This is a genomic window from Actinosynnema sp. NPDC059335, from assembly GCF_042752395.1.
Lineage (GTDB): Bacteria > Actinomycetota > Actinomycetes > Mycobacteriales > Pseudonocardiaceae > Actinosynnema.
In genome coordinates, this window is record NZ_JBHYXZ010000011.1 from 86,323 (window position 1) to 95,342 (window position 9,020).

16 protein-coding genes are annotated in these 9,020 nt (G+C 71.0%); 15 read left to right on the forward strand and 1 reads right to left on the reverse strand.

Features of this window, described 5'->3' with window-relative positions; translation table 11 throughout:
• Positions 1-32: 32 nt before the first annotated feature.
• Positions 33-653: a helix-turn-helix domain-containing protein gene (locus ACFXGA_RS05770; RefSeq protein ID WP_378084709.1), complete on the reverse strand. Its 621-nt coding sequence runs from the start codon at positions 651-653 to the stop codon at positions 33-35.
• Between the two features lie 145 nt (positions 654-798).
• On the opposite strand from ACFXGA_RS05770, the gene ACFXGA_RS05775 reads away from it, so the two are divergent.
• From ACFXGA_RS05775 to ACFXGA_RS05845, 15 genes are all read left to right on the forward strand, one after another.
• Complete coding sequence (locus ACFXGA_RS05775) at positions 799-1,089, forward strand: helix-turn-helix domain-containing protein (protein WP_378084710.1); 291 nt, start codon at positions 799-801, stop codon at positions 1,087-1,089.
• On the forward strand, positions 1,086-1,346 hold the full coding sequence (locus ACFXGA_RS05780) for a helix-turn-helix domain-containing protein (protein ID WP_378084711.1): 261 nt from the start codon (positions 1,086-1,088) through the stop codon (positions 1,344-1,346). The genes ACFXGA_RS05775 and ACFXGA_RS05780 overlap by 4 nt, the downstream gene beginning before the upstream one ends.
• Positions 1,343-1,618, forward strand: coding sequence for a hypothetical protein (locus tag ACFXGA_RS05785; protein WP_378084712.1), 276 nt, complete (start codon positions 1,343-1,345; stop codon positions 1,616-1,618). The genes ACFXGA_RS05780 and ACFXGA_RS05785 overlap by 4 nt, the downstream gene beginning before the upstream one ends.
• On the forward strand, positions 1,615-2,073 hold the full coding sequence (locus tag ACFXGA_RS05790) for a DUF2493 domain-containing protein (RefSeq protein WP_378084713.1): 459 nt from the start codon (positions 1,615-1,617) through the stop codon (positions 2,071-2,073). The genes ACFXGA_RS05785 and ACFXGA_RS05790 overlap by 4 nt, the downstream gene beginning before the upstream one ends.
• Entirely contained in the window at positions 2,070-2,924 is an 855-nt protein-coding gene (locus ACFXGA_RS05795; protein WP_378084714.1) for an exonuclease domain-containing protein, read from the forward strand. The genes ACFXGA_RS05790 and ACFXGA_RS05795 overlap by 4 nt, the downstream gene beginning before the upstream one ends.
• The gene (locus ACFXGA_RS05800; RefSeq protein ID WP_378084715.1) at positions 2,921-3,148 is read left to right on the forward strand and encodes a hypothetical protein; all 228 of its coding nucleotides are present in this window, start codon (positions 2,921-2,923) and stop codon (positions 3,146-3,148) included. The genes ACFXGA_RS05795 and ACFXGA_RS05800 overlap by 4 nt, the downstream gene beginning before the upstream one ends.
• Positions 3,145-3,456: a hypothetical protein gene (locus tag ACFXGA_RS05805; protein ID WP_378084716.1), complete on the forward strand. Its 312-nt coding sequence runs from the start codon at positions 3,145-3,147 to the stop codon at positions 3,454-3,456. The genes ACFXGA_RS05800 and ACFXGA_RS05805 overlap by 4 nt, the downstream gene beginning before the upstream one ends.
• On the forward strand, positions 3,453-4,298 hold the full coding sequence (locus ACFXGA_RS05810) for a hypothetical protein (protein WP_378084717.1): 846 nt from the start codon (positions 3,453-3,455) through the stop codon (positions 4,296-4,298). The genes ACFXGA_RS05805 and ACFXGA_RS05810 overlap by 4 nt, the downstream gene beginning before the upstream one ends.
• The gene (locus ACFXGA_RS05815; protein WP_378084718.1) at positions 4,298-5,350 is read left to right on the forward strand and encodes a hypothetical protein; all 1,053 of its coding nucleotides are present in this window, start codon (positions 4,298-4,300) and stop codon (positions 5,348-5,350) included. Before ACFXGA_RS05810 ends, ACFXGA_RS05815 begins: the two co-directional genes overlap by 1 nt.
• Positions 5,350-5,547 (forward strand): hypothetical protein, encoded by a 198-nt coding sequence (locus ACFXGA_RS05820; RefSeq protein ID WP_378084719.1) that lies wholly within the window; start codon positions 5,350-5,352, stop codon positions 5,545-5,547. The genes ACFXGA_RS05815 and ACFXGA_RS05820 overlap by 1 nt, the downstream gene beginning before the upstream one ends.
• Complete coding sequence (locus ACFXGA_RS05825) at positions 5,544-6,326, forward strand: hypothetical protein (RefSeq protein WP_378084720.1); 783 nt, start codon at positions 5,544-5,546, stop codon at positions 6,324-6,326. The genes ACFXGA_RS05820 and ACFXGA_RS05825 overlap by 4 nt, the downstream gene beginning before the upstream one ends.
• Positions 6,319-7,389 carry a DUF5131 family protein gene (locus tag ACFXGA_RS05830; RefSeq protein WP_378084721.1) on the forward strand — a complete coding sequence of 357 codons (1,071 nt, stop codon included), beginning with the start codon at positions 6,319-6,321 and terminating at the stop codon, positions 7,387-7,389. Before ACFXGA_RS05825 ends, ACFXGA_RS05830 begins: the two co-directional genes overlap by 8 nt.
• The gene (locus ACFXGA_RS05835; RefSeq protein WP_378084722.1) at positions 7,386-7,871 is read left to right on the forward strand and encodes an AAA family ATPase; all 486 of its coding nucleotides are present in this window, start codon (positions 7,386-7,388) and stop codon (positions 7,869-7,871) included. Before ACFXGA_RS05830 ends, ACFXGA_RS05835 begins: the two co-directional genes overlap by 4 nt.
• Positions 7,868-8,401 carry a DUF1643 domain-containing protein gene (locus tag ACFXGA_RS05840; RefSeq protein ID WP_378084723.1) on the forward strand — a complete coding sequence of 178 codons (534 nt, stop codon included), beginning with the start codon at positions 7,868-7,870 and terminating at the stop codon, positions 8,399-8,401. The genes ACFXGA_RS05835 and ACFXGA_RS05840 overlap by 4 nt, the downstream gene beginning before the upstream one ends.
• On the forward strand, positions 8,398-9,020 hold a 623-nt coding region (locus tag ACFXGA_RS05845; RefSeq protein ID WP_378084724.1), incomplete at its 3' end, for a DNA cytosine methyltransferase. The genes ACFXGA_RS05840 and ACFXGA_RS05845, both read left to right, overlap by 4 nt.

A 9,020-nucleotide genomic window follows, 5' to 3' on the forward strand; every position in this document is an offset into this window, starting at 1 on the left:
CTCCCCCCGCCGCCCACGCGCGCCGCCACCGGCTAGCGGATGGGTTCGCTTGTCTCTTCCCCGGCAGGCCGCGACACCCCGGAGTCGCGGCCTTCGTCGTCCACGCCCCCGTACACAGCCCCGTACGCCGTCGAGTGCTTCACCTCGAAGTACACCGTCGACTGCTGACCTTCCTGCCCTCGGTAGATCAGGTCCACGGCAGGCTCGTCGGGATCCGGCTCTGCGCGCAACATCTCGTCCACCACCCCGTTGACCAGCCACCGCTGCCACGGGCTGAGGCGGGTGACCTTCCGGGCCAACTCCCGCTCCGACACAGTCGGCCGGCCGGCCGGCGACGGCCGGTTCGGCGCGTCGTAGGTCGCCGGGTCGAGCAGGTGCAGCGCCTCGTTGTGATCCACGCCCACGACCTTGGCCGCGGCGATCACGTTGCCGACTTCAGGACGAGCAGGTTGGGTCTGGCCGCCGCCAACTTTGCGCATGCCCGACTCCATCGCCGACCACGTGGTCACCGAGAAGCCAGCCTTGGCAGCTGCCTCGCGCATGCTCAGCTTTCGGGCCCTACGGGCGGTTCGCAGCACCTCGCCCAAGGGCCATGGTCGCTCGATCGAAGGAATCTTAGGGTCGCCTTCCCCAGTGGTCATGGGCGACATCATGTCCTACCCGTATGACACGTGCCTACTGACTGGCCCTGTTCAGTTGCGGTTCGGGGCAGGCGGGTTAACGCAGGTCAAACACCTGATCGAACAGCGGGACCGCTCCGTCTTGCAGACATGACACTTCATGACATACGCTGCTGTCATGTGCACTGAACAGCGACAGCAGACGCCCTGGCTGGAGCTGATCACGCTGCGGGAACGGGACGGCCAAACCCAGACGGAGCTGGCCGAACGACTCGGCTGGACCCAGTCCTACGTCTCGCTCCTGGAGAGCGGCCGACGCAAGCCCACGCCGCGCGTGATCAAGACCATCGCCACCGCCCTCGCCGTCCCGTACTCGGTGCTCGTCCCGAGCCCGCGCGACGGTGACGACGACAAGCCGTCCACCACCGACACCGACTCCGACACCCGGACGGGGGTGCCCGCCGCATGAACACCCCCACCGCCATCCCCGTGCAGCGCGACGCGTCCACCATCGAGCCGCTGCCCGACCGGCTGCCCAAGCTCATGTACTCGGTCGCCGAGGCGGCACCGATGCTCGGCATGTCCGAGGCGCAGGTGCGCCGCCTGTGCCGCGAGAAGATCGTGCCCAGCCGCAACACCGGCAAGGCGTACTTCATCAGCGCCAACACGCTGCTGGAGTACGCCAAGGGCGCCGACGCGCCCGAGCGCATGCGGATCGCGTCATGACCGCGCTCGCCACCGACCTCACCGACTCGCCGATGGTCACGGTCACCGAGATCACCGTGACCCGGCTCGACGCCTGCGACATCGACGACTGCACGGCCGACGCGCCGGTCACCGTCACCTGGGACGCGGTCGACGAGCCGTTCGGGTCGCTGTCCGCGTGCTGGCCGCACCACCGCACGGCCCTCGCCCGTGCGCTGGACGACGCGGCCGACGACACCGTGGTCCAGGTCGAGCTGTGCACCGTGCCTACCGTGCTGGCGGTGGCCGCATGACGAAGACCACGCTTCCCCGGATCCTGTTCACCGGATCCCAGACCTGGGACGACCCGACCCTCATCTGGCGCGAGTGCGACGACCTGCTCGCCGAGTACGGGCCGTTCGTCGCCGTCCACGGCGCCTGCCCGCGCGGTGCCGACAAGCACGTCGCCGACTGGATCACGACCCGGCGCGCCGACGGCGTCCAAGTCGCCGAGGAACCGCACCCCGCCGACTGGGAGAACTGCACCCCGGGCTGCCGCGCCGGCCACCGCCGGGTCAACCGGCGCGGCACCGAGTACTGCCCTCTCGCGGGGCACCGCCGCAACCGCGACATGTGCGCTCTCGGGCCCTACCGCACCTACCGGGCGTTCATCCGCGACGGCTCGTCGGGTGCCACCGGCTGTGCGAACCAAGCCGAGCGGCACGGCATCGTCGGTGCCCGCATCCCGTATCCGGTGGGTGTCCGATGACGTGGCCCGACTGGCACCGCAAGCACGTCGTGTGCTTCGACGTGGAGACCACCGGTCCGGACCCGGAGACGGCGCTGATCGTCACCGCGGACTTCGTCCAACTCGACCTCGATACCGGCGAGATCGTCTCCACGCGCTCGTACCTCGCCGACCCGGGCGTCGAGATCCCCGCCGAGGCGACCGCGGTGCACGGGATCACCACCGAGCACGCCCGTGAGCACGGCCAGCCCGCTGACGAGGTCGCACTGCTGGTGCTCAACGACATCGAGGTCGCGTGGGGCGACGCGCTGCCGCTCGTCGGGTTCAACATCGCCTACGACCTCACCGTCGTCGACCGCGAGCTGCGACGCCACCACGAGATGGAGTTCAAGCTCGCCGGTCCGGTGTTGGACCCGTACGTCATCGACCGCGGGGTGGATCGGTACCGCAAGGGCAAGCGGAAGCTGACCGACCTGTGCGCGCTGTACGGCGTGTCGCTGGAGAACGCGCACAACTCGGCGGCGGACGCCGAGGCCGCCGGCCGGCTGCTGAAGGCGCTGGCGAACAAGTACCAGAACAAGGTCGGCAGGCGGGGTCTGCGCGACCTGTGGCGCTCGCAGTGCGCGTGGTACCGCACCTGGGCGGAGGGCTTGGAGCGGTACTTCCGCAGCCAGGACACCACGCCCGCCGACCGCGAGTACTGGGACGCGCACGAGCACCGGGCTCGCTGCGACGCGTTGGACGACTCGCGGAACGTGTGCGCTTGCGGTCCGGCGCCGACAGCGTCGCCGGAGCGGATCGCGAAGGTGACGGTCGATCCGCACTGGCCGTTGAAGCCGCTGCCCGTGGCCACCGAGGCGGCAGCCCGATGACCGCGCCGGACCTCGCGAACGGCTGGTTCACGCTTCCGGGCTGGACCCGCGCGCACGCCCTAGTCCAGTACGGCTCGATGGGCGCGATCCCGCTGTACCTGACCGAGTGCGAGCGCGAGTACCAGGTGTCCGTTCCGGAGGTGGACGAGCCGACCGTCGCGCCCACCGACATGCCGCGCTGCAAGTCCTGCACGGCGAAGAGCACTGCGGCGGGTACGCCATGACCCACATCCCCGTGAACCCTCATTGGACCGAGCGCAGCAACAACATCGACCAGATCCGCTCTGCCAAGGAGTCGGTCGAGCTGACGTTCTGGCCGTACGGCTACCAGATGCCCGACACCGGCCTCGCGCTCTTGGCCCTGCACTGGGCGTCCGTCTCGGATGACCGTGGCGGCGTGCAGTCGATCATCCGCCGCGTGGCGACGCTGCTCGACATCGACGGTGTCAAGGGCCTGCGGTCCGCCTGCGACGAAGTCATCCAGCAGATGGAAGGACGTGGCAACGACGCCGAGGAGGACGAGGAAACGTGAGCGCCCCGAAGAAGATCGACGTCGCCCCGTACCGCAACAACCGCGGCTACTACGTCACCCCCTACGGCCGCTTCCTCTCCGTCACCACCATCCTCAACAAAGCCGTCCCCAAGGACGGCCTGCCCTACTGGGCCGCCAACGAAGTCGCCCGCGAAGCACTCGCCTCGGTGCCCATGCTCGCCCGCGCCCGCACCGACGCCGCCCGCGTCGAGGCGTACGACCACCTGCGCGGAGCCGCGAACCGCATCCGCGACGACGCCGCCGAACTCGGCACCGCCATCCACAGTGCCATCCACGCCGACATCGTCGGCAAGCCCTGGCCCGAACCGACCGACGAGCAGGCCCCGTTCCTGGCCGCGTTCCGTCGGTTCGTCGCCGACTGGCACCCCGAGTGGGAAGCCAGCGAGCTGGTCGTCGCCAACCCCGCCGACCGGTGGGCCGGCACCTGCGACTGGTGGGCGTGGCTCACCCTGCCCGACCTCGGGCGCGTGCTGGTGTGCGGCGACACCAAGACCGGCAAGCCGGACCGCGACCGCAAGCGGCCCACCTACCCCGAGACCGCCATGCAGCTGTCCGCGTACCGGCGCGGCACGGTCGGCTGGCTGCGCGACGGCACCGAGGTCGAACCGCCCCGCGCCGAGCATGCCGTCGTGCTGCACCTGCGCCCCGACCACTACCCCGCCTGCGGCTACGCCCTCGCTCCGGTCAACACCAGCGACGACGTCTACGCCTGGTTCCTCCACGCCCGCGATGTCGCCTACTCCGCCACGGCGCTGGCGAAGACCGCGATTGGCGAGCCCTACGAGTACCCCGCCCCTACACCCGTCAGCGAGGTCGCCTGATGCCCATCCTCGACTTGCAGAAGCGGTCCCGTGAGCTGGGCCGCATCCGCATCGGCCAGGTCGTGCCCACCGCCAAGGGCGGCACGCGCCCGGCGAAGCTCGACCGGTTCCGCCTCACCAGCGCCTCCCGCGAACTGCTGGAGAAGGTCGCCGCGCTCTACGGCGGCGAGGTCAAGCCCTGGTCCCCGCAGGGCGGCGGCGCCGACGCCTTCGAGGTCGTCACCACCGCCACCCGCCTGCCGATCCTCGTCCCGCCGCAGCCCATCACCCAGTGGTACGAGCTGTGGTCCGGCGGCGGCTGCGCCCGACGTTGCGACGGCCAGCGCGAGGTGCTCACCGAGAAGCCGTGCCTGTGCGACCCGGACCCGACCCGACGGCAGTGCAAGCCCACCACCCGGCTCAACGTCGTGCTGAAGGACGTCGAAGGACTGGGCGTGTGGCGGCTGGAATCCCACGGCTACTACGCCGCCGTCGAGCTGCCCGAGTCCGCCGAGTTCCTCGCGCGCGCCGGCGCGTACGTGTCCGGGTGGCTGTCGCTGGAGGCCCGCACCGCCAAGCGCAACGGCAAGACCATGCAGTGGATGACGCCTGTGCTGGAGGTGGACATCACCCCGGCCGCGCTGCTCGGCGGCACCACGGCCCCGGCCGCGATCGGCGCGGCGCAGCCCACGGTGGCCGCGCTGCCCGCCGCTCCGGCCGTGCCGCAGGACGACGACAATCTGATCGTCGCGCTCGCCGCCGCGAAGTCGCTGGCCGACGTGCAGGAGCTGTGGAACCGGGCAGGCGCGGCCGGGATGACGCTCACGCCCACGTTGAAGCAGGCGTTCGCGGACCGAGGTCAGCACTTCCGGCAGTTGGAGGAGCAGGCCGCGCTCGACCAGCTCGACGAAGACCAGCTGTGGCAGCAGATCCTCGCCACCGCCCCGGAGTCGTGGGACACGCAGGCGGTCGAGCTGCACTTCTCCGAGACCACCGGGGTGGACGCGGGCGCGGCGACCGCCGACGACATGCGCCGCTACCTCCAGCAGCGCGCCGCCGGGACCGGCGCCTGATGAGCGGCGACCAGGTGCCGATCGGCGACTGGCCCGACCACCTGTCCGGCACCGTCCCGCAGCCCGTCGAGCCCGGCACCGCGGAGGCCGCCGACCGCATCCGCGCCGCCGTCGCCGATCAGCTCTCCGACCTCGAAGCCACCACCCGCGCCGCCGTCCGCGCCGCGATCCCTCACGAACCCGGAGAACAAGCATGAGCGTCCGCATCATCACCGCCGACTTCCTCGCCCTACTCGACGACCTCATCCCCACCGCCGCCCCCGAGCAGGGCGTCGCCGGCTACGCCGGGATCCTGTTCCACTCCGACCGCGTCGAAGAGGGATCCGACCCCGGCAAGACCAACGTGCTCGTCGGCACCTCCATCAACGGCATCTCCGTCGGCCACGCCTGGACCGAAGCCGGCGGCACCCTCCCGCCGACCGCGTTCCCGATCCAGTACTGCCACGCCCTCAAGGTGTCGCTGAAGAAGCTGCTCACCAAGGACAACCGCGAGACCCACGTCACCGAGATCAGCCGCGACGGCGACCTGGTCGTCATCCAGGAAGACCCGGACCTGTTCGGCAACGGGTTCAAGCAGTCGTTCGAGCAGGGCAAGCTGTCCGACTTCCCCCACCGCACCGCGTTCGGCGTGCTCGGCGAGGTCCACGTCACGCCGTCCGAGCACCGCGGCCCGCGCACCCCGCGCGTCGACTTCTCCGCAGCCGAGATGGCCAAGTTCGCCGCGATCGCCGCCCGCCACGGCGGCACCATCGAGGTGTTCGTGGCCCACCAGCGGATGCCCGTACACATCCAGATCGGATGGCGCTACCGCGGGATCATCATCCCCGCGAGCTGGTCCGACGAGATGAGCGACGGCGTCGAGCCCAGCATCGGCGTCTACCCGTGCGACCTGCCCGACCCCGAGCCGGGCGACACGCCGGACCTGCGCACCGCCACCGGCGTGTTCGTCAGCAGCACGGCAGGCCGCGATGAGTAGCAACAGCGCCATCGAGTGGACCGAGACCACCTGGAACCCCGTCACCGGCTGCGACAAGACGTCCGCCGGCTGCGGCCAGCCCCGCTGGGACGGTGACGACACCGGCGGCTGCTACGCGCTCGCCATGGCCAAGCGGCTCAAGGCCATGGGCTCCGACAAGTACCAGCGAGACGGCAACCCGCGCAGCAGCGGGCCCGGCTTCGCCGTCACCATGCACCCCGACGTCCTCAACCAGCCACTGCACTGGCGGCAGCCGCGGCGCGTGTTCGTCAACTCGATGAGCGACCTGTTCCACCCGCTCGTGAGCGACGACTTCATCGCCCGCACCTTCGCCATCATGCAGCTCGCCGGCCAGCACACCTTCCAAATCCTGACCAAGCGCAGCCCACGCATGCGGCACCTGCTCGGCGACCGCGAGTTCCTCACCCACGTCGACGACCACCGCGCCCGCCTCGCGCCCGGCTGCGGCGACGTCACCTGGCCGCTGCCCAACGTGTGGCTCGGCGTGTCCGCCGAGGACCAGCTGCACGGCGACCGCCGCATCAGCGACCTGCGCCGCACCCCCGCCGCCGTGCGGTTCGTGTCCGCCGAACCACTGCTCGGGCCGCTCGACCTCACCCGCCACCTCGCCCCGCACACCACCACCGCCTGGACCCCGCAGCACCTGCACGACACCGCGCAGAAGCGCCTGCTCGCCCAGCATGTGCGCGCCGCCGCCCGCCGCCTCGGCGACTACTACATCGACTGGGTCATCGCGGGCGGCGAGTCCGGGCCCGGTGCCCGCCCGATGCACCCGACGTGGGCCCGCGCGCTGCGCGACCAGTGCGCCGCAGCCGGCGTGGCGTTCTTCTTCAAGCAGCGCGGCGAGTGGACCTGGCAACGACCCGAGCAGGGCGACCTGTACGCCGACCTGTACGTGGACGAGGCCACCGGCCGCACCGCCGACGCCAGCCAGATCGACCCGCTCGGCTCGTGGCAGGGCGTGTGGCGCGTCGGCAAGAAGCGCGCCGGCCGGATGCTCGACGGCCGCACCCACGACGACTACCCGGCGGTGCGAGCATGACCGCCGCACTCGTCGCCCTCATCGGACCGCCGGGTGCGGGCAAGACCAGCGAACGCCACCTCTACCCGCACGCCCAGGTCGTCAGCCTCGACGACAACCGCCGCCTGCTGTCCTGGTGCGGCTGCTCCAGCAACCAGGATCCGATCCTGCGCGCGCACGCCGTCGAACTCGCCTTCAGCACCGCCCGCAGCGCACTCGCCGCAGGCTGCACCGTGCTGTGGGACGCCACCAACGCCGACCCCGCCGACCGACGCGCGTTGCTCGTGCTCGCCGCCGAGTACCACGCCACTACTACCGCGGTTCTGGTGCTGCCGCGCCCGAGCACCGTGCTCCGGCGCAACAACCGCCGCGACCAACGCCCGTGCGCCTGCGGCTACGCGCGCCGCGTGCCCGACGACGTCGTGCTGGCCATGTACGACGCGATCAACCGGGACCAGTGGTCGCTGGACACCGAAGGGTGGAGCGAGGTGAGGATCGCGTGAGCGAACGTCTCGTCACCGACCAGGACGGCAACCTCTTCGAGACGTCCACTGCGACGTTCGACAGCCGCCGCCTCTACCGCTACCGCCTCACCCGCACCTGGGACACCAGCGCGCCGCCGCTGATGTTCATCATGCTCAACCCCAGCACCGCCGACGCCTTCGTGCCCGACCCCACCATCACCCGCTGCATCGGCTTCGCCAAGCGCGAAGGTGCCGGTGGGCTCGTCGTGTGCAACCTCTTCGGGTTCCGCGCCACCAACCCCAACGAACTGCTCTACCACCCCCACCCCGTCGGCAACAGCAACGACGAACTCCTCGTCGACAGCCTCGCCCACGTCGACCGCGTCATCGTCGCCTGGGGCGTACCGGGCCGGCTCCACGACCGCGACCGCAAGGTCATGCGGCTGCTCGCGGAGCACGGCGTCGAGCCGTTGTGCCTCGACGTCACCAAGGACGGCCTGCCGAAGCACCCGCTGTACGTCAAAGCCGACCAGCCCCTGCAGCCCTACCACCCGGAGCACCTCGCATGATCACCGTCGGCAGCCTCTTCACCGGCTACGGCGGCCTGGACCAAGCGGTGCACGCCGTGCTCGGTGGCCGGCTCGCCTGGGTATCCGACATCGACCCCGGTGCGAACGCGCTCTTGGCGCACCGCTACCCCGACGTGCCCAACCTCGGCGACGTATCGACGGTCGACTGGTCGCAGGTCGAACCGGTGGACGTGCTCGCTGGCGGCTTCCCGTGCACCGACGTGTCGTCCGCAGGCCGGCGCGCCGGCCTGCACGCCGGGACTCGCTCCGGGCTGTGGATCCAGATGGCCCGCGCCATCGACGCGCTGAACCCCCCGATGGTCGTGATCGAGAACGTGAGAGGACTGTGCAGTGCCCCGGCACATAGCGAGTTGGAACCCTGCGCGTGGTGTGTGGGAGACGACGAAGGTGTCCCTCTGCGGGCACTCGGAGCTGTTCTCGGCGACCTGGCCGACCTCGGGTATGACGCGCGGTGGTGTGGCCTACGAGCAGCCGACGTGGGAGCCCCCCACGGACGCTACCGGGTCTTCATCGTCGCGTTCCCGTGCGGGGGCGCCGGCGGGGGGGGGGGGCGCCCCCCCGCCGGCGCGGGGGGGGCGCGGCGGGGCGCAGCGCGGCG